Origin of the sequence: Novosphingobium sp. HII-3, assembly GCF_002916655.1 — a bacterium.
GTDB classification, from domain to species: Bacteria; Pseudomonadota; Alphaproteobacteria; order Sphingomonadales; family Sphingomonadaceae; genus Novosphingobium; species Novosphingobium panipatense.
Genome location: NZ_PPSM01000014.1, coordinates 141,511 through 162,739 on the forward strand (window position 1 = coordinate 141,511; position 21,229 = coordinate 162,739).

The 21,229-nt window shown below is 65.0% G+C and carries 28 protein-coding genes; 19 read left to right on the plus strand and 9 right to left on the minus strand.

The annotated features are described in order from the left end of the window. Positions 1-15 precede the first annotated feature (15 nt). From ctaD to C2R25_RS04575, 13 genes are all read left to right on the plus strand, one after another. Positions 16-1,701, plus strand: a complete 1,686-nt coding sequence (ctaD, locus tag C2R25_RS04520) for a cytochrome c oxidase subunit I (RefSeq protein ID WP_103728042.1) — start codon at positions 16-18, stop codon at positions 1,699-1,701. 121 nt (positions 1,702-1,822) lie between these two features. Further along, entirely contained in the window at positions 1,823-2,749 is a 927-nt protein-coding gene (locus C2R25_RS04525) for a heme o synthase (RefSeq protein ID WP_103728575.1), read from the plus strand. A gap of 25 nt (positions 2,750-2,774) precedes the next feature. Then, entirely contained in the window at positions 2,775-2,900 is a 126-nt protein-coding gene (locus C2R25_RS21135) for a hypothetical protein (protein WP_255400403.1), read from the plus strand. Next, positions 2,900-3,496, plus strand: a complete 597-nt coding sequence (locus C2R25_RS04530; RefSeq protein WP_103728043.1) for a cytochrome c oxidase assembly protein — start codon at positions 2,900-2,902, stop codon at positions 3,494-3,496. The genes C2R25_RS21135 and C2R25_RS04530 overlap by 1 nt, the downstream gene beginning before the upstream one ends. Before the next feature lie 96 nt (positions 3,497-3,592). Further along, the gene (locus tag C2R25_RS04535) at positions 3,593-4,414 is read left to right on the plus strand and encodes a cytochrome c oxidase subunit 3 (protein ID WP_103728576.1); all 822 of its coding nucleotides are present in this window, start codon (positions 3,593-3,595) and stop codon (positions 4,412-4,414) included. 72 nt (positions 4,415-4,486) lie between these two features. Further along, on the plus strand, positions 4,487-5,041 hold the full coding sequence (locus C2R25_RS04540) for an SURF1 family cytochrome oxidase biogenesis protein (RefSeq protein WP_103728044.1): 555 nt from the start codon (positions 4,487-4,489) through the stop codon (positions 5,039-5,041). A 117-nt stretch (positions 5,042-5,158) separates the two neighbouring features. Further along, positions 5,159-6,562, plus strand: a complete 1,404-nt coding sequence (gene thrC / locus C2R25_RS04545) for a threonine synthase (protein ID WP_103728045.1) — start codon at positions 5,159-5,161, stop codon at positions 6,560-6,562. Next, positions 6,562-7,449 carry a class I SAM-dependent methyltransferase gene (locus C2R25_RS04550; RefSeq protein ID WP_103728046.1) on the plus strand — a complete coding sequence of 296 codons (888 nt, stop codon included), beginning with the start codon at positions 6,562-6,564 and terminating at the stop codon, positions 7,447-7,449. Before thrC ends, C2R25_RS04550 begins: the two co-directional genes overlap by 1 nt. 12 nt (positions 7,450-7,461) lie before the next feature. Next, positions 7,462-7,833, plus strand: a complete 372-nt coding sequence (locus C2R25_RS04555; protein ID WP_103728577.1) for a dihydroneopterin aldolase — start codon at positions 7,462-7,464, stop codon at positions 7,831-7,833. Continuing rightward, positions 7,830-8,177, plus strand: coding sequence for a Rossmann fold domain-containing protein (locus C2R25_RS04560; RefSeq protein ID WP_103728047.1), 348 nt, complete (start codon positions 7,830-7,832; stop codon positions 8,175-8,177). The genes C2R25_RS04555 and C2R25_RS04560 overlap by 4 nt, the downstream gene beginning before the upstream one ends. Continuing rightward, complete coding sequence (gene moaA, locus C2R25_RS04565; RefSeq protein ID WP_103728048.1) at positions 8,174-9,193, plus strand: GTP 3',8-cyclase MoaA; 1,020 nt, start codon at positions 8,174-8,176, stop codon at positions 9,191-9,193. The genes C2R25_RS04560 and moaA overlap by 4 nt, the downstream gene beginning before the upstream one ends. Next, positions 9,190-9,456, plus strand: a complete 267-nt coding sequence (locus C2R25_RS04570) for a MoaD/ThiS family protein (protein WP_369825690.1) — start codon at positions 9,190-9,192, stop codon at positions 9,454-9,456. The genes moaA and C2R25_RS04570 overlap by 4 nt, the downstream gene beginning before the upstream one ends. A 1-nt stretch (position 9,457) precedes the next feature. Continuing rightward, the gene (locus C2R25_RS04575; protein WP_233203763.1) at positions 9,458-9,919 is read left to right on the plus strand and encodes a molybdenum cofactor biosynthesis protein MoaE; all 462 of its coding nucleotides are present in this window, start codon (positions 9,458-9,460) and stop codon (positions 9,917-9,919) included. A 32-nt stretch (positions 9,920-9,951) separates the two neighbouring features. Here the strand turns inward: C2R25_RS04575 and C2R25_RS04580 are convergent, their stop codons facing one another. The 4 genes from C2R25_RS04580 to C2R25_RS04595 all read right to left on the minus strand — a co-directional run bounded on the left by C2R25_RS04580 (position 9,952) and on the right by C2R25_RS04595 (position 12,505). Continuing rightward, entirely contained in the window at positions 9,952-10,620 is a 669-nt protein-coding gene (locus C2R25_RS04580; protein WP_103728051.1) for an HPP family protein, read from the minus strand. 72 nt (positions 10,621-10,692) lie between these two features. Continuing rightward, entirely contained in the window at positions 10,693-11,028 is a 336-nt protein-coding gene (locus C2R25_RS04585; protein WP_103728052.1) for a hypothetical protein, read from the minus strand. A 126-nt stretch (positions 11,029-11,154) separates the two neighbouring features. Beyond that, positions 11,155-11,733: a nitroreductase family protein gene (locus tag C2R25_RS04590; protein ID WP_103728053.1), complete on the minus strand. Its 579-nt coding sequence runs from the start codon at positions 11,731-11,733 to the stop codon at positions 11,155-11,157. A gap of 73 nt (positions 11,734-11,806) precedes the next feature. Then, positions 11,807-12,505, minus strand: a complete 699-nt coding sequence (locus C2R25_RS04595) for a pirin family protein (protein WP_103728054.1) — start codon at positions 12,503-12,505, stop codon at positions 11,807-11,809. A 112-nt stretch (positions 12,506-12,617) separates the two neighbouring features. Between C2R25_RS04595 and C2R25_RS04600 the strand changes: the two genes are divergently transcribed. Together C2R25_RS04600 and C2R25_RS04605 are read left to right on the plus strand one after the other, a co-directional pair. Then, a complete protein-coding gene (locus tag C2R25_RS04600; RefSeq protein WP_103728055.1) occupies positions 12,618-13,532 on the plus strand; it encodes a LysR family transcriptional regulator in 915 nt (304 codons plus the stop codon). A 45-nt stretch (positions 13,533-13,577) separates the two neighbouring features. Continuing rightward, entirely contained in the window at positions 13,578-14,321 is a 744-nt protein-coding gene (locus C2R25_RS04605) for a folate-binding protein YgfZ (protein ID WP_103728056.1), read from the plus strand. 9 nt (positions 14,322-14,330) lie between these two features. Here the strand turns inward: C2R25_RS04605 and C2R25_RS04610 are convergent, their stop codons facing one another. From C2R25_RS04610 to rplU, 4 genes are all read right to left on the minus strand, one after another. After that, entirely contained in the window at positions 14,331-14,885 is a 555-nt protein-coding gene (locus C2R25_RS04610; protein WP_103728057.1) for a GNAT family N-acetyltransferase, read from the minus strand. 163 nt (positions 14,886-15,048) lie between these two features. Next, entirely contained in the window at positions 15,049-15,609 is a 561-nt protein-coding gene (locus C2R25_RS04615; protein WP_103728578.1) for a GNAT family N-acetyltransferase, read from the minus strand. A gap of 249 nt (positions 15,610-15,858) precedes the next feature. Continuing rightward, positions 15,859-16,128 carry a 50S ribosomal protein L27 gene (gene rpmA / locus C2R25_RS04620; protein WP_103728058.1) on the minus strand — a complete coding sequence of 90 codons (270 nt, stop codon included), beginning with the start codon at positions 16,126-16,128 and terminating at the stop codon, positions 15,859-15,861. Positions 16,129-16,152: 24 nt separating this feature from the next. Then, positions 16,153-16,449: a 50S ribosomal protein L21 gene (gene rplU, locus C2R25_RS04625; protein ID WP_103728059.1), complete on the minus strand. Its 297-nt coding sequence runs from the start codon at positions 16,447-16,449 to the stop codon at positions 16,153-16,155. Between the two features lie 263 nt (positions 16,450-16,712). Here rplU and C2R25_RS04630 point away from each other — a divergent pair, with 263 nt between their 5' ends. Both C2R25_RS04630 and C2R25_RS04635 read left to right on the plus strand, forming a co-directional pair. Next, positions 16,713-17,255 (plus strand): hypothetical protein, encoded by a 543-nt coding sequence (locus C2R25_RS04630; protein WP_199183762.1) that lies wholly within the window; start codon positions 16,713-16,715, stop codon positions 17,253-17,255. An 84-nt stretch (positions 17,256-17,339) separates the two neighbouring features. Next, positions 17,340-18,665 (plus strand): dihydroorotase, encoded by a 1,326-nt coding sequence (locus tag C2R25_RS04635; RefSeq protein ID WP_103728060.1) that lies wholly within the window; start codon positions 17,340-17,342, stop codon positions 18,663-18,665. 54 nt (positions 18,666-18,719) lie between these two features. On the opposite strand, the gene rarD is transcribed toward C2R25_RS04635, so the two are convergent. Further along, positions 18,720-19,619: an EamA family transporter RarD gene (gene rarD / locus C2R25_RS04640; protein ID WP_103728061.1), complete on the minus strand. Its 900-nt coding sequence runs from the start codon at positions 19,617-19,619 to the stop codon at positions 18,720-18,722. A 220-nt stretch (positions 19,620-19,839) separates the two neighbouring features. Here rarD and C2R25_RS04645 point away from each other — a divergent pair, with 220 nt between their 5' ends. Next, positions 19,840-20,265, plus strand: a complete 426-nt coding sequence (locus C2R25_RS04645; protein WP_103728062.1) for a glycine zipper 2TM domain-containing protein — start codon at positions 19,840-19,842, stop codon at positions 20,263-20,265. A 250-nt stretch (positions 20,266-20,515) separates the two neighbouring features. Next, positions 20,516-21,229 carry a hypothetical protein gene (locus tag C2R25_RS04650; protein WP_103728063.1) on the plus strand — a complete coding sequence of 238 codons (714 nt, stop codon included), beginning with the start codon at positions 20,516-20,518 and terminating at the stop codon, positions 21,227-21,229.

A 21,229-nucleotide genomic window follows, 5' to 3' on the forward strand; every position in this document is an offset into this window, starting at 1 on the left:
ACAGGGTCCCGAACCATGGCAACCACCGCTGACCACTTCCAGGCGCATCCGGAAGACCACAGTCACCACGACCACGATCACAAGCCGGCCTTCTTCGCGCGCTGGTTCATGTCGACCAACCACAAGGACATCGGCACGATGTACCTCATCTTCGCGATCTTCGCGGGGATTGTCGGTGGTCTCTTCTCCGGCATGATGCGCGTCGAACTTGCCGAACCGGGCATCCAGTATCTCGATACGTTCGCCACGTGGTTCGGTGCCGTGAACCCGGACTTCAACTCCACCCTGCATACGTGGAACGTTCTGATCACTGCCCATGGTCTCATCATGGTGTTTTTCATGGTGATGCCGGCCATCATCGGTGGGTTCGGCAACTGGTTCGTGCCGCTCATGATCGGTGCGCCGGACATGGCGTTCCCGCGCATGAACAACGTCTCGTTCTGGCTGACGTTCTTCGGCTTCATCTCGCTGCTGTTCTCGGCTTTCGTTCCGGGCGGCACGGGCAATGGCGCCGGCACCGGGTGGACGGTCTACGCCCCGCTCTCCACCTCGGGTTCGCCCGGGCCAGCGGTTGACTTCGGTATCTTCGCCCTGCACCTCGCCGGTGCGGGTTCGATCACTGGCGCCATCAACTTCATCACCACCATCCTCAACATGCGCGCGCCGGGCATGACCCTGCACAAGATGCCGCTGTTCGTCTGGTCGGTGCTGGTCACGGCGTTCCTGCTGCTGCTGTCGCTCCCGGTACTTGCTGCGGCGATCACCATGCTGCTGACCGACCGCAACTTCGGCACCACGTTCTTCGATGCGTCGGGCGGCGGCGATCCAGTCCTGTACCAGCACCTGTTCTGGTTCTTCGGCCACCCCGAAGTGTACATCATGATCCTGCCGGGCTTCGGCATCATCTCGCAGATCGTCTCCACCTTCTCGAAGAAGCCGGTGTTCGGTTACCTCGGCATGGCCTATGCCATGGTCGCGATCGGCGTGGTCGGGTTCATCGTGTGGGCCCACCACATGTATGCGACCGGACTGTCGGTAAACACGAAGATGTACTTCACCGCCGCGACCATGGTCATCGCTGTGCCGACCGGCGTGAAGATCTTCTCGTGGATCGCGACCATGTGGGGCGGTTCGATCGAGTTCAAGTCGCCGATGGTCTGGGCGATCGGCTTCATCTTCCTCTTCACCGTAGGCGGCGTCACCGGCGTCGTGCTCGCCAACGGCGGTGTCGACGACGTGCTGCACGACACCTACTACGTGGTGGCGCACTTCCACTACGTGCTGTCGCTCGGCGCCGTCACCGCGCTCTTCGCAGGGTTCTACTACTGGTTCCCGAAGATGAGCGGTCGCATGCATTCGGAGTTCCTGTCGCACGTCCACTTCTGGGTGTTCTTCGTGGGCGTGAACATGATCTTCTTCCCGATGCACTTCCTGGGCCTGCAGGGTATGCCGCGCCGCTATCCCGACTACGCGGACGCCTATACCCAGTGGAACCACGTCGCGACGATCGGCTACATGGTGATGGCGGCCAGCCTTGTGGTCTGGTTCATCAACATCATCTACGCGTTCACCGCCGGAAAGCGCGCAGCAGACAACTACTGGGGCGAAGGCGCCACCACTCTCGAGTGGACGCTGTCCAGCCCGCCGCCGTTCCACCAGTTCGAAACCCTCCCGGTCATCGGCGAGACGGCGCACCACTGATCGGCAAGGCCTCCCGCCAAGCCTGAACCAGCAATCCAGGGCCACTCGCGCGGGCAGCCCTGGATTGCTTGCATCCGGCCCCCTCGCTTTTCAGGCGGACGCGGGTGTAAGAGCGATGATCATGAATCCGACGAGTCCCTCATCTGCCGCCACGCCCATGCCCGCCGACTGGCGCGATCTCATCGCGCTGACGAAGCCACGGGTGATGAGCCTGGTGATTTTCACCGGCCTGTGCGGCCTTCTCGCCGCGCCGCAGACCATCCACCCGGTTCTCGGGTTCACGGCGATCCTGTGCATCGCCATGGGCGCGGGCGGCGCGGCGGCGCTGAACCAGTGGTGGGAAGCGGATCTCGACGCGGGCATGAAGCGCACCGCCAAGCGGCCGCTGCCCCAGGGACGGCTCGACCGGACGACGGCCCGGGATTTCGCGGGCGTGCTTTGCGCCGCATCCGTGTTCCTGATGGGCTTTGCGATCAGCTGGCTTGCCGCGGCGATCCTGGCGATATCGATCGTCTACTACGCGGTGGTCTATACGATCTGGCTCAAACCGCGTACGCCGCAGAACATTGTCATCGGGGGCGGGGCGGGCGCCTTCCCGCCGTTGATCGGCTGGATTGCCGCGACCGGACAGATCACACCCATGCCGGTCGTGCTGTTCGCCATCATCTTCTTCTGGACACCGCCGCACTTCTGGGCGCTCGCGCTCTTCGTCAAGACGGACTACGCCAAGGTCGGCATCCCGATGATGCCGGTCGTGGCGGGGGAACGCGCCACTCGCCGCCAGATCCTCGCCTACGCTGTGCTCCTCCTTCCGCTGAGCGCTCTCCCGTGGTGGCTGCCTGGCGACGAGCATGCCGGCGCGATCTACGGGGTGTCGGCGCTCGCCCTCTCGAGCATCTTTCTTGTGCTCTCGATCCGTGTGGGCCTGCGCGAACGCAGTGGCGAGGATGACGCCATGAAGCCGGAAAAGCGACTGTTCGCGTACTCCGTGCTTTACCTCTTCGCCCTGTTTGCCGCGCTGGTCGTTGACCGCTACATCCCTCTTTGATTCAAGCGCTTTGACGGACAGGACCATGTCGGAACCCAAGGACCAGCAGACTTTCGAGCAGATCCGTCGCAGCCGCAACCGCGTGCTGGCACTGAGCCTTGCCGGCTTCGTGATCCTCGTGTTCTTCATATCGATCGCAAAGATGGGCTGATGAGCGCGGGCAGGGCTTCGAGCAACCGCAAGGTTGCGCTGATGGCGGCCTCGGCTGCCGTGGCGATGCTTGGACTGGGGTTCGCATCAGTTCCGCTGTACCGCATCTTCTGTCAGGTGACGGGTTTCGGTGGCACCACCCAACGCGTCGACGAGGCGAGGGCCGCCACGGTTCAGGATAGCGGCCGGACGATGTCCGTGCGCTTCGATGCCAACGTCGAGCGGGGGATGCCCTGGGAGTTCAAGCCGCTGCAGCGCACGGACACGGTGACGATCGGCGGGCGCGACATGGCGCTGTTCTGGGCGAAGAACACCTCAGACAAGACCATCGTCGGCACGGCAAGTTTCAACGTCGAACCGGAACAGGCGGCGCGGTATTTCAACAAGGTGCAGTGCTTCTGCTTCACGGAGCAGACGCTAAAACCGGGCGAAGAAGTGCGCATGCCGGTTCTCTATTACATCGATCCGGCGATCCTGAACGATGTGAACAACAAAGACGTCGAGCAGATCACCCTGAGCTACACCTTCCACGTGACGTCGGTAAGTGACGGCGACGCCGGTGGAAAGGCTCTGGACCAAGCAGGAACTGGCGGTTAAGGCCGACACGGGAAGCGCCTGCGCGTACAATGCCTTGCCCGGATGCAAGGGGCGGCAGGCGGCAATTGAGACTGGATGAACGGGGACGAAGGCAGCATGGCAGGCACGAAGCACCACGATTACCATATCCTTCCGCCTGACATCGCGCCGCTGGCGACGACGGTCGGCGCCTTCGTGTTCACCTCGGGCATGGTCCTGTTCATGCACGACATGCCGGGCGGCAGCTTCGTGCCCTGGGCCGGTTTCGCGCTGCTGATCGCCGCGATGTTCATGTGGTTCTCGAAAATCGTCAAGGAGGCGCATGCGGGCGACCACACCCCGGTCGTGCAGCTCCACCAGCGCTACGGCATGATCCTTTTCATCGCCTCGGAGGTGATGTTCTTCGTCGGCTGGTTCTGGGCGTTTTTCGACTTCTCGTTGTTTCCCTCGGAACTTGCTGAGACCATCGGCGGCCAGTGGCCCCCCAAGGCTATCGAAGCCGTCATGGACCCGTTTGCGCTGCCGCTGCTCAACACTTTGATCCTGCTGTGTTCCGGCACCACGGTCACCTGGGCGCATCACTCGCTGATCCACGGGGATCGGGATGGCCTGAAGAAAGGCCTGTGGGCGACGATTCTGCTGGGCGTGCTCTTCTCGTTCATTCAGGCGTACGAGTACATGCACGCGCCGTTCGGCTTTGGCGGCAACACCTACAGTTCCGCCTTCTACATGGCGACGGGGTTCCACGGGTTCCACGTGATTGTCGGCACGATCATGCTGATCGTCTGCCTCAAGCGTACCTACAACGGCGATTTCACGCCGCGCCAGCACTTCGGCTTCGAAGCTGCGGCGTGGTACTGGCACTTCGTCGACGTGGTGTGGCTGTTCCTTTTCGTCGCTGTCTACGTCTGGGGTGGCTGGGGCTATCCCACGCACTGATCGTCCCGCCACGACATCCGAAAAGGGCAGCCGGACACGCTTCGGCTGCCCTTTTCGCATCAGGAAACGCCTATGCGCCGCATTCCCATCATTGCCACGCTCGTTGTGCTCGCCGCAGTGGTGACCATGATCGCGCTGGGCTTCTGGCAGTTGCGCCGCATGCATGAGAAGGAAGCACTGCTGGCGCAGTATGCGGCTGCGCAGTCCAACCCGGCACTGGTTCACTGGACGGCGGTGGGCGTGGGGCCGGAGCTGCTCTACCGGCGCGCTTGGCTGACCTGCCATTCGGTGACGAACCGCAGCAGCATCGCCGGTCGCAACGCCTCGGGAGAACCCGGGCTGGCGCAGACCGCCCGATGTGCGCTGCCCGGCGGGGGCTCGGCGCTGGTCGTGCTTGGCTGGTCCCGCCAGCTCGACCGGGGTGAATGGCGGGGCGGGCACGTAACCGGGGTCATCGCCCCGGGGCCGCGGCTGGTGGCGATACCATCGGTCGGCGGACTTGAAGCCAACGCCCTTCCGGATCCCTCGGAGCTCCCCAACAACCACTTGTCCTATGCGATGCAATGGTTCTTCTTCGCGGCGACGGCTTTCGTGATCTTCGTGGTGGAGCTTCGTCGCAGGCGGTAGGGGGCCGCCCGGCGGCTCTGCAAGAGTCCGGCTGGAGCCGCTGAAATCGTTTCTTTCACGACCTCAGCCAAGGACAGCCTTTTCATTTCGCCACTTCACGGGTAACCGCGCTTTCCCATGGACTACATCAGCACCCGCGGCAGCGCACCGGCGCTTGACTTCGAAGGCGCGACGCTCGCCGGCCTCGCATCGGATGGCGGGCTCTATGTCCCGCGCGAATGGCCCCGGTTTTCCGAGCAGGAGATCGCGAGCTGGGCGGGACTGCCTTACGCGGAACTCGCCGCCAAGGTCATGGCGCCTTTCGTGGAAGGCAGCCTCACCGAAGAGCGGCTGCTGGAGCTGACGACCCAGGCCTATGGCCGTTTCGCTCACGACGCGGTCACACCCCTGGTGCAACTCGATTCGCAGCAATGGCTGCTCGAACTGTTCCATGGTCCGACGCTGGCATTCAAGGATGTGGCGTTGCAGTTTCTGGGCCTGTTGTTCGAGGAGTTCCTCGGACGATCGGATCGCAACCTGACGATCGTTGGCGCCACATCGGGTGATACCGGTTCGGCCGCGATCGATGCGGTTGCCGGACGCGCGAAGGTGGACATCTTCATGCTCCACCCCAAGGGGCGGGTGTCGGACGTTCAACGCCGCCAGATGACCACCGTGCTGGCGCCTAACGTGCACAATCTGGCTTTGGAACACGCCAGCTTCGATGATGCGCAGGCCATCGTGAAGCGCATGTTCAACGACAAGGGCATGACGGACCGGTTCGCCATCGGCGCGGTCAATTCCATAAACTGGGCACGGCTGATGGCGCAGGTCGTCTACTACTTCGCGGCCGGCCTGCAGCTTGGCGCGCCGGGCCGCAAGGTCGCCTTCTCGGTGCCGACGGGGAACTTCGGCGATGTCTTTGCCGGCTATGTGGCCGCTCAGATGGGTCTGCCGATCGAACGGCTGATCGTCGCCACGAACGTGAACGACATTCTCCACCGCGCCCTGGCAGAAGGCGATTATTCGCAAGGCACGGTGACGCCGACCGCAGCGCCGTCGATGGACATTCAGGTCTCGTCGAATTTCGAACGGCTGCTCTTCGATCTGGGCGGCCGTGATGGCGGGGCCCTGGCCGAGCAGATGGCCGGCTTCGAAGCGACGAAGGCAATGAAGCTGACCAACGCGCAGCGGGAGGGGGCCTCCGCCTTGTTTTCGTCGGCCCGCGCGGATGCGGACGAGATGGCTTCGACCATTCGCTGGGCGTACGAACACTGTGGCGAACTGATCGATCCTCATACCGCCTGCGGCCTTTTCGCAGCGCGCAGCGCGGGCATTGGGGCCGGCATTCCCGTCGTCACGCTGGCGACCGCGCATCCTGCCAAGTTTCCCGAAGCGGTTGAGCGTGCAACGGGCCAGCGGCCGACGCTCCCCACCCGCGTCGGAGACCTGTTCGAGCGTGAGGAGCGGTACGCCTCGATAGCGGGTGAGTACGACGCAGTGGCCGCTTTCGTGGCGGAACACGCCAGTCCGAAGGTCTGATGGCACAGCTTGTCTCTCAACCCGTCGTCCTCGCTGGTGAAGGATGGCAAGACTACGGGCTCGTCGATTCGGGGCATGGTCGCAAGCTGGAGCGCTACGGCGACTACCGCTTCGTTCGTCCCGAACCGCAGGCCATGTGGACGCCGCGCAGGGCAGACTGGGATGCGCACGGAGAATTCGTCCCCGGCTCCGACGAGGACGGCGGCGGGCGCTGGCATTTCGACAAGCCGGTCCCGCGTGAGGGCTGGCCCCTGGCCTGGAACGAAGTGGCGTTCACTGCGCAATGTACCCCCTTCCGGCATCTGGGTTTCTTCCCGGATATGGCACCCGTGTGGGACTGGATGCGCGCCATGCTGGCCGACCGAACCGACGCCAGCACGATGAACCTGTTCGGCTACACGGGCGTGGGCACCATGGCGCTTTCCGCGCATGGCCCCGTGACTCACGTCGACGCGTCCAAGAAGTCGGTGGCGCAGGCGCGCGAGAACGCCACGCTGGCAGGCCTGCAGGACCGGCCGGTGCGCTGGATGATCGACGATGCCGCAAAGTTCGCGGCGCGCGAGGTGCGGCGCGGCAAGCGCTACGATGGCATCATTCTCGATCCGCCCAAGTTCGGGCGGGGTCCCGGGGGCGAAACCTGGCGGCTGGAAGAGAACCTGCCCGCGCTTCTGGCGGACTGCCGGCGCCTGCTCGATGGCGAAAGCCGGTTCCTTTTCCTTACCGTCTATGCAGTGCGGATGTCCTCATTGGCCCTTGCCGGTCTCATGAACGAACTCTTTGCGGAGCTGCCGGGCACGATCGAGCACGGTGATCTGGCAGTTCGCGAGGACGAGGGGGACCGTCTCCTGCCAACGGCGATATTCGCGCGCTGGTCGAATCCCGGCTAAGGGGCGCGCATGATGGCCGATTCGCTTATTCTTGAAGTTGCCGACTTTGAGCAGGATGTCCTTACGGGCATCTACTCCGAGGAGACCGGCAAGCCGCAGCCCCTGCGTTTCACCATTTCCGTGAAGCTCAGGCCGGCGGATCACTACGCCCCCGATACGCCGCTGACGGCGAGCAAAAACTACATGGACCTGAAGTTCGCGGCGTCCGAGGCGCTGCCGCAGGGGGTGCATTTCAAGCTGATCGAAGCGGTGGCGGATCACATCTGCGAGACGCTGTTCCTCCAGGACGAGCGTGTCGAAGCGGTGACGGTGAAGATCGTGAAGCTTGCGCTGACCGAAGTGAACGAGCGGATCGGGATGACGCTCACCCGGGTACGCCGGTGAAGGAGCTTCTGCATCTTGGGCCGCTGTCTGAGGACGCGCTCGAGGCTGCGGTCGATTTCCACGCACGGCTGCTGCCCGGTATCGAGGCCACGCTCGCGGGCGGCGCCGATCCGCTGACGCTGGTGTTTCTGCCGGCTGGCAACGAACACCGCGCCTGGCGCCTCGCCGCCGTGCAGGGGCTGGCGCGGCGCTTTGCACCCTCCCGGGTCAACGCGATCGTGAGCGACGAAGCGGACGCGATACGCGCGGCGCAGCGCTGGATCGAGGGCGCGGGCGGCGTCACGGGGCAATTGTTGCCGCTGGATGGAACCGGCGCCGCCGGAGTGCTATATCAGGAAGAATGAGCCCGCCGCAGCCTCTTATGGATCAGTTCCAGCGCAGGATCACATACCTGCGCCTTTCGGTGACGGATCGCTGCGACCTGCGCTGCGCCTACTGCATGCCCGAGCGCATGACCTTCCTGCCGAAGAAGGAGGTGCTCACGCTCGACGAGATGCACGACCTTGCACTGGGATTCATGGCGCGCGGCATCACCAAGCTGCGCCTCACCGGCGGAGAGCCGCTTGTGCGCCGCGATATGATGGATCTCGTGCGTGCACTCGGGCGGCGGATCGGCAACGATGAAGGCCATGGCCACCTTCAGGAACTGACGCTTACGACCAACGGCACGCGACTCGCGGAGTTCGCGGATGACCTGCGTGCAGCGGGTGTGCGGCGCATCAACGTCTCGCTTGATACACTGGATCGTGCGACGTTCGCCCGGCTGACGCGGCGCGATTCGCTTCCGCAGGTGCTTGAAGGCATGGCCGCGGCAAAGGCGGCCGGCCTCGAGGTGAAGATCAACACGGTCGCCCTCAAGGGCATCAACGAGCACGAAATCGCCGATATTATCGCCTGGGCTCACGGACAGGGGTTCGGGGTCACGCTGATCGAGGTCATGCCTCTGGGTGAGGTGGAGGAGGATCGCATCGATCACTACCTGCCGCTGATGCACGTGCACGACGACCTGTCCCGCCGGTGGACCCTGACGCCAAGCGCGCACCGCACCGGCGGGCCTGCGCGGTATTGGGATGTTGCCGAAACGGGCGGGCGGCTTGGCCTCATCACACCCTTGACGAACAACTTCTGCGAAGGCTGCAACCGGATCCGGGTGACCGCCACCGGCCAGCTTTACGCCTGCCTCGGCGGCAATGAGCGGGTCGACCTGCGCGCGGCTCTGCGTTCGGACGATCCGGATCGGGCGCTGGCCGAGGCGCTCGACACCGCCATGCGCATAAAGCCCGCGCGCCACCACTTCGCCATTGATGAACGCGGCGCCGCGCCGGCGCTGGCCCGCCACATGTCGATGACCGGGGGGTGACATTGCCGAAGAGACTGGTGTTCCTGGGGCGTCTCGAAGATCTCGCAGGCGGTCCCTCTCAGGACATTGCCAAAGCGGGGCCGCTGCCCTGGAACGATCTTCTGGCGACGCTTGCTGAACGGCATTCGCAGGCGCTTGTGGATGCGGTCCAGGCGGACAAGGTCAGAATTGCCGTCAATGGCGTCGTGATCGCCGACAAGACCGCATTGGTCCTTGCCGATGGCGACGAGATCGCCTTCCTGCCGCCCGTTTCAGGGGGCTGATGTGGTGGACGCACCGGTGCCTTCAGATGTGCGCCTCCTTGCCTCCTCCTTCGATCCGGCGGAGGAACTGCGCGCCTTTGCCCAGGCTCATCCCGGGTCGGGGGGCGTCGTCAGCTTCCTTGGCCAGGTGCGTGAAGGCGGGGGCGTGGAAGCGCTTGAACTGCAGCACTACGCGCCCCTGACCCTTCCGGCGATGGAAGCGCTGGCGAGACAGGTCCGGGCCCGCTGGAACCTTGACGGCCTGCTCATCCTCCATCGCAGCGGAGTGATGCTGCCTGCGCAGCCCATCGTGCTGGTGGCCGCGGCCGCACGCCACCGCCGCGATGCCTTCGCCGCCGCTGATTACGCCATGGACCACCTGAAGAGCGAATCGTGGTTCTGGAAGCGCGAAAAAGTCGCCGGGGAGTGGCGCTGGATCGAACCGCGAGAACAGGACTTCGAAGACATCGCCCGCTGGCAGTGAACGCGCGAGGGGAGTGGCCTGCGCGGGACTTTTCAACCAGACCGTCTACGGCGTAGCACCGCCTGCACGAAGGCCTCGAGGTCCTCGGCATCGACGTCGAGCACTTCGTCCCAGTCCTCCAGCACAGCCTCGACATCCTCCCGAATGGAGAGAGGCTGCGGCGTTGCGGGTGCGACGTGAGGCCACGGATGGCCAGTGCTGTTGTTGTAGACCCATCCGAATCCGCACAGGACAAGGACGTTGGCGATGATCGGAAGCAGCATCGTCGCGTCCCACGGCGACGGCCCGGTGGCTCCGAGCGCGCAGAGAAGGGCGCAGGCTCCGCCCGGCGGGTGCAGGCAACGCAGAAGGGACATGGCGGCGATCGCCGCACCGACCGCCACGCTTGCTGCGAGCCACGGGTTGCCGAAGAGATGGCCGATCACGAGGCCAAGCACGGAGGATAGCAGGTTGCCGCCAAGCACGGCCCAGGGTTGCGCAAGGGGGCTTGCCGGTACGCAGAACACCAGGACCGCCGATGCGCCGAGTGGAGCCACAAGGAAGGGGAGCGCATCGCCATGGCGGCCCAGCAGCATCCAGGTAACGGCACCGGCGAGGGCAATGCCAAGGGCACCGCCCAGGGCACCGCGTATCCATCCAAGCTGTCCCACGGCGGGAAGGCGCCGGGGCAAGTGCGGTGTAGCGTCCGATGGCCCGATCATGCCGCGCCCTATGGCGCAGGATGCCGCCGGTTGCGAGGGCAGACTTCCCTTGCCGGGGAATAGCCGAGCTTTTCAGAACTTGAGCTTGTAACGCACCATCGCCCGCTGGCTGACCTGACCACCGCCTATTCCCGCCGATTCGAGCTCGACGCCGAGCGTCGATGTTTCACTCAGCGACATTTCCGCGCGAGGCAGGCCTTCTGGCGTTACGTAAGTGTCGGGAAGCGGGCGGACCCGCTCTTTTTCGACGTCGGGTGCGCAGACGACAATTTCGCCGGGGCGCCCCTGCGGGCAGCGAGGCTTCACCGCGCGAAGGTCTACGCGCTCCCCCGTCTGCGGAAGCTCGGCAAGATCGAACAGCGGAGCCGCAAGAACGGGCGGCGTCGGTACGTGGTCGGCAGGCGGCATGAACGTGTCCGTGCAAAGCGAAGGGCCTTGCAAGAACGCCACGCAATCAAGGCGGATTGATGACGCGGGAAAACCCGGTCCTCGTCTGGAGAACCGGGCTGGGGCAACTTCGGAACAGCGGCCTTTTCAGGCGAACTTTCCTGCCCGGACGATCTCGGCGAGCGGCTTGCGATTGCTCGCCACCTCACGCTCCTGGAGAAATGCGGGTAGGGAGGTCTTGTCGCCCATGCGGCCGATGGCAAAGGCAGCTTCGAGACGGTGGTCGTCCGGGATGCCCAGCGCGGCTTCCGCCTCGCCAAACTTGAGGCCGGTCATACCGTGGGTGTGATACCCCAGCGCCTGCGCCTGAATAGCCGCCAGCGCCCAGGCTGCGCCCGCGTCAAAGCTGTGGCTGTGATTCGCCGAGTCTCCCTTGTCCGACCGCATGAGCCGGTCGGACACCACGAAGACAAGCGCGGAGGCATCCTTGGCCCACCCTGCGTTGAAGTCGATCAGCTGCGAGAGGAACAGCTCCCAGTTTTCATCCCCTTTCCTTGCATACAGCAGGGTCCAGGGCTGGACGTTGTAGGCCGACGGGGCCCACCCGGCTGCTTCCAGGATCGTGTCGAGGTCCTCTTGCGGTATTTCGCTGCCGTCGAACGCGCGGGGAGACCAGCGGTCGACGATGAGCTTTTCGATCCGGGGATTGGCGATACGTCCGGTCATCTGGATTGATCCTTCTTCTGCGTGCAAAAAAGTACAGGCAGGAGGGCACGGGCTGCGGCCCTCCTGCGGCTGGTCAGGCTGCGTCTACCAGAACCAGCTCCGCGTCCTCGAGAGCGGTCACGGTGATGGTGGCGAGCCCGGTGATGGCAACCCCGTCACGAGCGCCCGCTTCGACGTCGCCAACGCGGATGCGGCCGGTGGAGGCGACCAGATAGCTGTGGCGAGCCGCATCGGTGCTGTACGTGACCGTTTCGCCGGCCTTGATCGTGGCACCCAGGACGCGGGCGTCGGCGTTGATCCGCAGCGCCTCGTCATCGCCCGTCATGCCGCTGGCGAGTGTCACGAAGCGTCCAGTCCGGTCGTCCTTCGGAAAGGGCCGGGTGCCCCAGCTGGGATCCTCACCCCGCCGGTCCGGCATGATCCAGATCTGGAACAGCGTGGTGTCCTCGTCCTCCAGGTTGTACTCGGAGTGCTGGATGCCGGTTCCGGCGCTCATTACCTGAACGTCGCCGGCTTCGGTCCGGCCGGTGTTGCCAAGGTTGTCGCGATGCGTGATCGCCCCTTTGCGGACATAGGTGACGATCTCCATGTCCCGGTGCGGATGCGGAGGAAAGCCGGTCCTGGGAGCGATGGTATCGTCATTCCACACGCGCAGCCGTCCCCAGTTGGTACGGGCCGGGTCATGGTAGTCTCCGAAGGAGAAGTGGTGATGCGCGTCGAGCCAGCCGTGGTTTGCGGCGCCGATGCTGCCGAAAGGACGAAGTTCTATCATGGTACACTCCTTGAGGTATGCCGAGGTAGCGTTCCCTCTTGAGGCTGGGTTAGCGGTTTGCGGTGTGCAGGATAACTGTTATAAATTGCAGAAACATGTTCGGAAATTTTGAATGGTCGACGTTGTACCGCCCAGTCTGGATCACCTGCGCTGCTTTCTTGCCGTAGTCGAAGAAGGAAGCTTCAACGCGGCGGCCCGCCGTCTTGGCCGTGCCATATCCGTCGTCAGCTATGCGATCGCGCAGCTCGAAAGCCAGCTCGATGTTCGCCTCTTTGATCGCGAAGGGTCGCGCCGGCCGCAGCTCACCCCGGCCGGTAGAGCGCTGCTTTCGGAAGCTCATGCGATTTCGGACGATGTCGACGCGCTGCTTGCCAAGGTGCGCAGCCTGAAGCAGGGGCTGGAGCCGGAGCTGTCCATCGCAGTGGACGTGATGGTACCGGGCAGCGTGCTGGCCCGTCTCCTGCGGGATTTCCAGGCCCGCTTTCCGACCGTGCCGCTGCGCCTGCACATCGAGGCACTGGGTGCCGTAGCGGCTCTGGTGCTGGATGGGCGGGCAACGCTAGGCATCGCCGGCCCGGATATCATGGACATGCCCGAGATCGAGCGGGAGCGGATCGGCAGTGTCGAGATGGTCCCGGTTGCAGCCCCCGACCATGCACTGTCCAAGTTGGATCGCATCGTGCCGGGCGAAACGCGCAAGCACCTCCAGCTGGTCTTGACCGATCGCTCACCTCTCACCGAAGGGCGGGACTTCTCGGTATTCAGTCCCCGTTCGTGGCGCTTGGCCGATCTCGGCGCGAAGCATGCGCTGCTGAAGGAAGGTATCGGCTGGGGGTCGATGCCCCGGCATGTGGTGAGCGGCGACATCGAGTCGGGCGCCCTCGTCGAGCTGCAGCTGCCGGAAAGCACGACTTTGAATTATGCGCTGGTCGCCATGTGGCGCAAGGACTGCCTGCCCGGACCGGCCGCCGTGTGGGTACTGGATGAACTGCGCGATCGGCTGGCGGCCTGTGCGCCTGCAGGCTGACGCCCTGCTCTTGCCGCGCCGGCTTTCTTCCCCCACTTAAGAGCCATGACTGCTACCCGCCTTTTCGGCCGCGCCTTGGTCCGGCTTGCCCCGCGTTCCGGTTCGCAGGAGAACGTCGTCGATTTCCTGCAGGGACTGGTGACCGCCGATGTGTCGGGACCGCTGCCGGTGTGGGCGGGCCTGCTGACGCCGCAGGGGAAGGCGCTGTTCGACTTCATCGTCTGGCCTGCAGGGGATGGCCTGCTGCTCGACTGTGAGGCCGATGGCGCCGACGCTTTGGTCAAACGCCTCTCCCTCTACCGCTTGCGCAAGGCGATCGATATAGCCCGGGACGACGGTCTTACCGTCCAGTGGCGGCCGCATGTGGGCGACGGGGCAGCGCCCGATCCGCGTCTCGCGGCATTGGGCGAACGCTGGATAGCCCCTGTCGAGGACACCGGTGTGCAGGGTGGCGGAGCGGACGCGGCGTGGCTTGCACACCGTCTCGCCCTTGGCGTCCCGGAGGGACGGGGCGAACTCGGCGATGGGGAAACCCTCTGGCTGGAATGCAACGCCGCCGAGCTGAACGGCGTCAGCTTTACCAAGGGCTGCTATGTCGGGCAGGAAAACACCGCACGCATGAACTGGCGGCAGAAGATCAACCGGCGACTGGTCGTCGTGCCGCTGGATCGTTCCGACGAGAAGCGGCGGCGTGCGTCCTATCCCGAGTTGGGATTTGCGGTCGACCACCTGCGGGTCGAGGATATCGCTCCCGACCTGATGCCGTCATGGCTGACTGAAAAAGCCTGAGGCGACCGGCTACGCGGCGTTGAGCGCGGTGGGCGGCCCGGCCGTCCGGCCTGAGCTGGAGAGATCGGCGACATAGACGCGTACGGGAGTGTCCAGTCCTCGGCTGGCGCTGGGGCGCGGCCGAAGCTCGCCCGTGTCCCTGAAGCCTGCGCTTTCCAGCACGTCACCCGTACGCCAGCTGTCGGCGAAGTGGCACGCCACGATGCGTCTGTGGCCCAGGGTCCGCGCCTGGTTGATCACCGCGCGCAAGGCTTCACTGGCGAAGCCTCGGCCGCGGTAGCGGGGGGCGATCCAGTAGCCGACCTCTACGTTGTCGTCGCTTCGGCCAAGGCCGATGCCGCCCACGAGCTCTGCGCCGGTGGGGGATCGCAGATACATGAAGAAGTGGGGAAGGTGGAGATCGCGCGGTCGGTTCAGATACACGCGCAGCTCATCAGCCGTGCGGGGCAGCTGCGTGACGCCCAGGTTGCGCTGGATGTCCTCTTCCGCCAAAATCTCGACAAGATCGTCGAGATCTTCCGGCCACGCGGGCCTCAGAAACAGTCTCTCCGTGCGGACGAACATTACAGGGTTCTCCGTCGTGTTTTTTGCGAATCGGATTATGCACGCATGCAGCAGAGCTTGCACGCGCTTTGGTTCCAATCTGCAGCAATGTGCGACGTAACCGGCGGGAGAACGCGGGCGGAAGGCCGTGCAGCCGGTGCCGCCACGTTGCCTTCCGCGTCTTTCAGGCAGCCCGTCGGCGGCTCATGGCATCGTTCCCGTCGCAGTCTGCCGGCGCCTCGAAGACGACTTCATGCTCGCGCGAGGGACTTGCGTAGCCGCGGCCTTGGCTGAACCGTTCGACGACTCGCCCGGTACGGCGGAAGCCGACCTTCTCGAGCACTCGGCCTGAGGGAAGGTTGTCGATGTAATGGTGCGCCACGATCCGCTGATGGCCGAGCGCGCGGGCAAGGCCCAGCAGGCTGCGAACAGCCTCTGTAGCATAGCCCCGTCCCTGCTCGGCGGGGGTGATCCAGTATCCAAGGTTCACTTCATCGTCGTGCTGCGACAGTCCGCAGCCGCCGATGATCCGGGCGCCATGCGGGTCCGGCACGGTGACGAGGAAACTGGGCAGGCGGTGAACCTGCGGCGCCTCGATGAAGGTGCGGGCGTCCTCCCCCGTGTAGGGCCAAGGCGCGTGGGCAAGATTGCGCACGACGCGTTCATCAGCGATCCGTGACAGCAGTTCGTCACGGTCCTCGGGCCAGGCAGGGCGCAGGAACAATCTTTCACTGCGTATGAACATCATCGGTACTCCATCCCCCGCCGCCGCCTATCGCGCCGGCGTGACACTGCGATTACGCCCGGTGTCGGGCGCAGTCGCACAAGGCCCGAAGAGCACGGCATGCGGGGGGCATGCGCGGCACCGATTCCGGGCACGCGGGAGGGAGAAACGAAAAGAGGGAGACGGGCGGGGCCCTCTCCCTCATTCTGCCGGTCCTAAGCGGATCGGCGGGGCCATCCCGTCAGGATGGCCCTTTGACAGACCACCCGATTACTCGGCTGCTTCAGCCATCACGTCTACCGAGACGTATTTGCGGCCCTGCTTGCCGTCATGGAAGCGCACGCGGCCTTCGGCCAGCGCGAACAGGGTGTGATCCTTGCCGATGCCGACGTTCACGCCCGGGTACACCTTGGTACCGCGCTGACGGATGATGATGTTGCCGCCGATCACTTCCTGACCGCCGAACTTCTTCACGCCAAGGCGGCGGCCTGCTGAGTCGCGACCGTTGCGCGACGAACCGCCTGCTTTCTTATGTGCCATTTCTGGTTACTCCGAAAATCTGGGTCAGCCGACGGACACGATGCGCAGCAGGGTCATCTGCTGGCGGTGGCCGTTCTTGCGACGGTAGTTGTGGCGGCGGCGCTTCTTGAACACCACGACCTTTTCGCTCTTGGCCTGAGCGATGATCTCGGCTGCGACGGTCACGTTAGCGACGTCGGCGATCTCGCCATCCTTGCCGGCGAGCAGGATGTCGCCCAGGGTGATCTTGTCACCGGCTTCACCAGCCAGCTTCTCGACCGCGATCTTGTCTCCGGCGGCAACCCGGTACTGCTTGCCGCCCGTGCGCACTACTGCGAACATGGTGCCCTTACCTAATATCAAAATGCCCGAAACGAGCCGAAACAAACTTGCCCCGGCCGCTCCGCTTCAAGTGCTCCCCAAAGAGAGAGCAATCGAAATGCCGAGCTTTTCGGGCGACGCGCCGTCCGTCCCGCTGTTACGCGAGGGGCCGGAAAGATGGGTGCCGTTAAGGGATGACCCGATTCGTGTCAACCGCGGACTTGCCTGAAGACGGCGTGTCTAAAGCCTCTCCCGCTCCGGCGAGGTCATGCTATGGCACGGCCATGATCAGCGCGAAAGTTCGTTTGCTCGCCCCCGTTCTTCTTTGCGGCTCCGTGGCCCTGGGCCTGTCCGCGTGCTCCTCTGCCGGTGGATACCCTTCGCTGGCGATACGGGACGTCGAGCGCGTGAGTGGCACTGGCACGCCTGTGGATGGGGAGGGGTCGGCGGTGCCTCCGGCGCTGCCCCCTGCAAGTGCCGACCTGCTGACGCGGCTGGCCGGACTGGTGAAGGCCGCGCGCGATGCCGACGGTCGCTTCCAATCCAACCGTGCGGCGGCCGAGCGGGCGGTATCAGCTGCCGGCTCCACCGGCACCGATTCGTGGAGTACCGCGAGCGTTGCGCTGGCACGGCTGGAATCGAGCCGCTCCTCCGCGATGTCGGCGCTGGCGGAGCTCGACCTGCTTTATGCCGAAGCCCGGAACGCCGCTCCCGTCGAGGAGTCACCCTCGGCGACGGCAATTGGCGATGCCCGCAGCCAGGTCGCGGCGCTGCTTGAGGCGCAGGATAGCCTCATCGCCCGACTGGCGGGGCGCCTCAGGACCTGAATTGCCTCGGTGCCTTGAAAGCGGGGGGCGAGGAGACTAGGTCGGCGGCATCCGTGATGTTCCCCTAGAAAAGGCCTCCCCTCGATGAGCGCACCCGCACCCGAACTCGTCCTTTCCGGTGGCACGGTTCATACGCCAAGCGGCCCTGTGGAGGCCGATGTGGCGGTTCGTGACGGGCGGATCATCGGAGTGGGATTCTACCCCGACGCTGGAAGGCGGATCGACTGCACGGGTCTCGACGTCCTTCCCGGCGTGATCGACAGCCAGGTCCATTTCCGCGAGCCGGGGCTGGAACACAAGGAGGACCTCGAAACCGGAAGCCGCGCCGCCGTCATGGGCGGCATCACGGCGGTGTTCGAAATGCCCAACACCAATCCCAACACCGACACGGAGGAGCGCGTCCGTGACAAGCTGGCGCGCGCGCATCACCGTATGCACTGCGATCACGCCTTCTACGTCGGCGCCACTGCGGACAACGCCACGTCGCTGGCGGAGCTGGAGCGGATTCCCGGTACGGCCGGGGTCAAGATCTTCATGGGGGCATCGACCGGAAGCCTTCTCGTCGCGGAGGACGAACAGCTCGCGCGGGTGCTGGCCCATGGCCGCCGCCGCGTCGCCATCCACGCTGAGGATGAGGCGCGGATGAACGCGCGCAAGGACCTGCGGGTTGAGGGCGACCCTTCGAGCCACCCGGTCTGGCGCGACGACGAGAGCGCGATGCTTGCCACGAAGCGGATCCTGCGCCTGGCGCGGGAGGCGCGCCGGCCGATCCACATCCTTCACGTCACGACGCCGGCCGAACTGGAGTTGATCGCCCAGCACCGCGACGTCGCGACCTGCGAGGTCACGCCGCAGCACCTCACGCTGGCGGCCGAAGAGGCTTATCCCAAACTGGGAACCTTCGCGCAGATGAACCCACCCATCCGGTCCGCGGCGCATCGGGACGGCCTTTGGGAATGGCTCCGTGCGGGCGTGCCCGACGTGCTCGGGTCGGATCACGCCCCGCACACACGCGAGGAGAAGTCCAAGACGTATCCGGCGAGCCCGTCCGGCATGCCGGGCGTGCAGACCCTGCTTCCCCTGATGCTCGATCATGTCGCCAAAGGCCGGCTGACGCTGGAGCGGCTGATCGACATGACCTCGAGCGGCGTGCAGCGGGTGTTCGGTCTTGTGTGCAAAGGCCGGATCGCCGTTGGCTACGACGCTGACTTCACCGTGATCGACCGGAAGGGCCGTTTCACCGTTACCGAGGACTGGGGTGAGAGCCGCTGTGGCTGGTCCCCGTTCACCGGCATGGAGCTGGAAGGGCGCGTCGTCGGCACGATCGTGCGGGGGCACTCCGCGATGTGGGAGGGGCAACTGGCCGACCGGGCCGTGGGCGAACCGCTGCGCTTCGCCGGAGCCCTCTGACCGCAAGCCTTCGGAGTGGTTGCCGTACCCCGAATCAGCGGGAGCGGCGGCCCCTCAGGCCACCTTGCGGCGGGCGAGGAGATCCCAGCAGAAGACCGCGATCGCGCTCCAGATGAAGGCGAAGCAGACGAGCTGGACCGGCTTCAGGGGCTCGCCGAAGACAAGGATGCCGAGCAGGAACAGGCCCGTCGGCGTCACGAACTGGATGAAGCCGAGGACCGAGAAGTCGAGCCGTCTGGCTGCCTTGGCGAACAGCATCAGCGGAATACCCGTGAGCGGTCCTGCGCAGAGGAGGAGCAGGCTGATGCCCGGCGACGATCCCATCGCCAGGCTGCCGGTGGTCTGCCATTGCCAGGCCAGCAGACCCGTGGCGGGCAGGAGCAGCACCAGCGTCTCGATAGTGAGGCCGGGGAGGGCGTCCACCGGCGCAAGCTTGCGGGTCAGCCCGTAGCCCGCGAACGAAAGGGCCAGCGCCATGCTGATCCAGAGCGTGTCCAGCGCTCCCTTCGCCAGCAAGGCCACGCCGACGGCAGCCAGCGCCACGGCGATCCATTGGCGGCGTGTCAGCTTCTCCTTCAGGAAGATCGTTGCGGCCAGGACATTGACGAGCGGGTTGATGTAGTAGCCCAGGCTTGCCGCCAGAACATGATCTTCCATGACGGCGATCACGTAAATCAGCCAGTTGGTGCCGATCAGCACCCCGCTGAGTGCAAGAGCGGCCACGATTCGTGGACTGCTGAGAGCGGCGCGCAAGGCCGGGCCCTGCCGCAGGATGACGATCATCACGAGGCAGAACGGCAGGGTGCACATCAGGCGCCAGACCACCACCTCGAACGGCCCAACCTCCTTCAGAAGCGCGAAATACAACGGAAAGAGGCACCAGATGCCATAGGCTCCCATCGCCGGCAGAAGGCCGGACAGGAGCGATCCCTGACGTTGACTGGATGGCGGCATCTTCAAGTCTCCGGACAGCGATCTGCCATCCGGGGGCGCTCTTAGGCCGGGCTCTTTCCGGCGGCAACGCTCGTTCCGCCGCCGGGCTGTACTCGGTTCATCGCAAAGTTCGATTCTGACCGTCGTGTTGCGAACCGTTCAGGATAGGTGACCTAAAGATGAATGCGTAACGCGGATCGACTCAGATGGCCGGTTCGCTTCCGAGAAGAGGAGATTTGAAATGAACGCATTCTTCAAGGCCTCGGCCATCGCTGCCGCTGCTGCCAGCCTGGTCACCGCATTGCCCGCAACCGCTGCCGTTTCAAGCCACCCGGTCGGCTTCACCGCCCCGGGCGAGCAGACCTACGAGCAGGGTCGGGACCGTTACCGCTATTCGCGCGAGGATTACCGTCGCGGCTACGGCTATCGTGACAACCGCTACCGGGGGGACAACTATCGCAACAGCTCCTGGCGCGGCAATGACGGTCGGTACTACTGCCGTCGCAGCAACGGCACCACCGGTCTGCTGATCGGCGGCGCGGCGGGCGCCCTGCTGGGCCGCGAGGTCGATGGCGGCCGGGATCGCACGGCCGGTACCCTGATCGGCGCGGCTGCCGGTGCCCTGCTGGGCCGTGAGGTCGACCGCGGCGGATCGCGCTGCCGCTAAGTTCCGACACAAGCAGGTTTCCCCGCGCGAACGGCGACGTGCGGGGGAACCGTCCTGCCATCAGCGCATGGACGGAGAGGGCGCTCGCATCTTGCGGGCGCCCTCTGACGTATGTGCAGGTATGAAGCGCGTTCTTTTCCCCGGTATCCCGCGATGGGACGCCTTGTTCTCGGGGCTGGCGTTCGTCGCCGGTTTGCCGTCTTCCTGAAGCGTCGCAAAGAACACAGGCGCAGGAAGAAGGATCGTCCGCATGAAGCTCGTAGCCCCGTTACCCGGTCTGGCCTTGTTGGGGGCGCTGTGCGTTGCGGCTTGTGGTCCGGCGGAAAAGGCGACGGTACCGGCCGAGAGCGATCCGGCGCTTGCCGATGCCTTGAATGAGCCGCTGATGGTCGACCCCGACCTTTCCGGACAGCAGGGCGCGGCTCTTTCGGCCGAGGGGGGGCGGGTGACGATACCGCCACAGGACCGCTCCCCCGAGGCGGTGGAAGCGGCGCGCAAGGCGGCGCTTCAAAGCGCGGGTGGCACTCTCAGGCCGGTGCCCGCGCCGGTCGGCGGCGGAAGCGTATCCCTTGCGCAGGATGCGGCAACGGCGGCGCAGGTGGCGGAGCAGTCAAGGCTCGCCAAAACGGACTGTTCCGCCAGCGTGCAGTATTCGAACACATGGGCGGCGAAATTGCCCGATGCGATGCCGGTGTACCCGCGCGGCGCGGTTCAGGAGGCTGCGGGGGTCGATGGACGAGACTGTGCTCTGCGCGTCGTCAACTTCATGACTCCCGTGGGCGTGGATGATGTGCTCAGCTTCTATTTCACGAAGGCGACGGCGGCTGGCTACACCGCCGTTCATCGCACCGAAGGCAAGGACCATGTGCTCGGCGGGCGGAAGGCGGGTCGGGCTTACGTGATTTACGCAAGGAGCCGGTCGGGCGCCCTGACCGAGGTCGATCTGGTGACGAGCGGCAGGTAG

Bases quoted from the DNA above. Each gene is read 5' to 3' on its own strand.
- C2R25_RS04540 (WP_103728044.1), top strand. From the start codon at position 4,487: ATGCGCCGCATTCCCATCATTGCCACGCTCGTTGTGCTCGCCGCAGTG.
- rpmA (WP_103728058.1), bottom strand. From the start codon at position 16,128: ATGGCACATAAGAAAGCAGGCGGTTCGTCGCGCAACGGTCGCGACTCA.
- C2R25_RS04590 (WP_103728053.1), bottom strand. From the start codon at position 11,733: ATGACCGGACGTATCGCCAATCCCCGGATCGAAAAGCTCATCGTCGAC.
- C2R25_RS04645 (WP_103728062.1), top strand. From the start codon at position 19,840: ATGAACGCATTCTTCAAGGCCTCGGCCATCGCTGCCGCTGCTGCCAGC.
- C2R25_RS04595 (WP_103728054.1), bottom strand. From the start codon at position 12,505: ATGATAGAACTTCGTCCTTTCGGCAGCATCGGCGCCGCAAACCACGGC.
- C2R25_RS04555 (WP_103728577.1), top strand. From the start codon at position 7,462: ATGGCCGATTCGCTTATTCTTGAAGTTGCCGACTTTGAGCAGGATGTC.
- C2R25_RS04635 (WP_103728060.1), top strand. From the start codon at position 17,340: ATGAGCGCACCCGCACCCGAACTCGTCCTTTCCGGTGGCACGGTTCAT.
- C2R25_RS04610 (WP_103728057.1), bottom strand. From the start codon at position 14,885: ATGTTCGTCCGCACGGAGAGACTGTTTCTGAGGCCCGCGTGGCCGGAA.
- ctaD (WP_103728042.1), top strand. From the start codon at position 16: ATGGCAACCACCGCTGACCACTTCCAGGCGCATCCGGAAGACCACAGT.
- C2R25_RS04605 (WP_103728056.1), top strand. From the start codon at position 13,578: ATGACTGCTACCCGCCTTTTCGGCCGCGCCTTGGTCCGGCTTGCCCCG.
- rplU (WP_103728059.1), bottom strand. From the start codon at position 16,449: ATGTTCGCAGTAGTGCGCACGGGCGGCAAGCAGTACCGGGTTGCCGCC.
- C2R25_RS04600 (WP_103728055.1), top strand. From the start codon at position 12,618: ATGGTCGACGTTGTACCGCCCAGTCTGGATCACCTGCGCTGCTTTCTT.
- C2R25_RS21135 (WP_255400403.1), top strand. From the start codon at position 2,775: ATGTCGGAACCCAAGGACCAGCAGACTTTCGAGCAGATCCGTCGCAGC.
- rarD (WP_103728061.1), bottom strand. From the start codon at position 19,619: ATGCCGCCATCCAGTCAACGTCAGGGATCGCTCCTGTCCGGCCTTCTG.
- C2R25_RS04580 (WP_103728051.1), bottom strand. From the start codon at position 10,620: ATGATCGGGCCATCGGACGCTACACCGCACTTGCCCCGGCGCCTTCCC.
- C2R25_RS04535 (WP_103728576.1), top strand. From the start codon at position 3,593: ATGGCAGGCACGAAGCACCACGATTACCATATCCTTCCGCCTGACATC.
- C2R25_RS04630 (WP_199183762.1), top strand. From the start codon at position 16,713: ATGATCAGCGCGAAAGTTCGTTTGCTCGCCCCCGTTCTTCTTTGCGGC.
- C2R25_RS04525 (WP_103728575.1), top strand. From the start codon at position 1,823: ATGAATCCGACGAGTCCCTCATCTGCCGCCACGCCCATGCCCGCCGAC.
- thrC (WP_103728045.1), top strand. From the start codon at position 5,159: ATGGACTACATCAGCACCCGCGGCAGCGCACCGGCGCTTGACTTCGAA.
- C2R25_RS04650 (WP_103728063.1), top strand. From the start codon at position 20,516: ATGAAGCTCGTAGCCCCGTTACCCGGTCTGGCCTTGTTGGGGGCGCTG.
- C2R25_RS04615 (WP_103728578.1), bottom strand. From the start codon at position 15,609: ATGTTCATACGCAGTGAAAGATTGTTCCTGCGCCCTGCCTGGCCCGAG.
- C2R25_RS04530 (WP_103728043.1), top strand. From the start codon at position 2,900: ATGAGCGCGGGCAGGGCTTCGAGCAACCGCAAGGTTGCGCTGATGGCG.
- C2R25_RS04550 (WP_103728046.1), top strand. From the start codon at position 6,562: ATGGCACAGCTTGTCTCTCAACCCGTCGTCCTCGCTGGTGAAGGATGG.
- moaA (WP_103728048.1), top strand. From the start codon at position 8,174: ATGAGCCCGCCGCAGCCTCTTATGGATCAGTTCCAGCGCAGGATCACA.
- C2R25_RS04585 (WP_103728052.1), bottom strand. From the start codon at position 11,028: ATGCCGCCTGCCGACCACGTACCGACGCCGCCCGTTCTTGCGGCTCCG.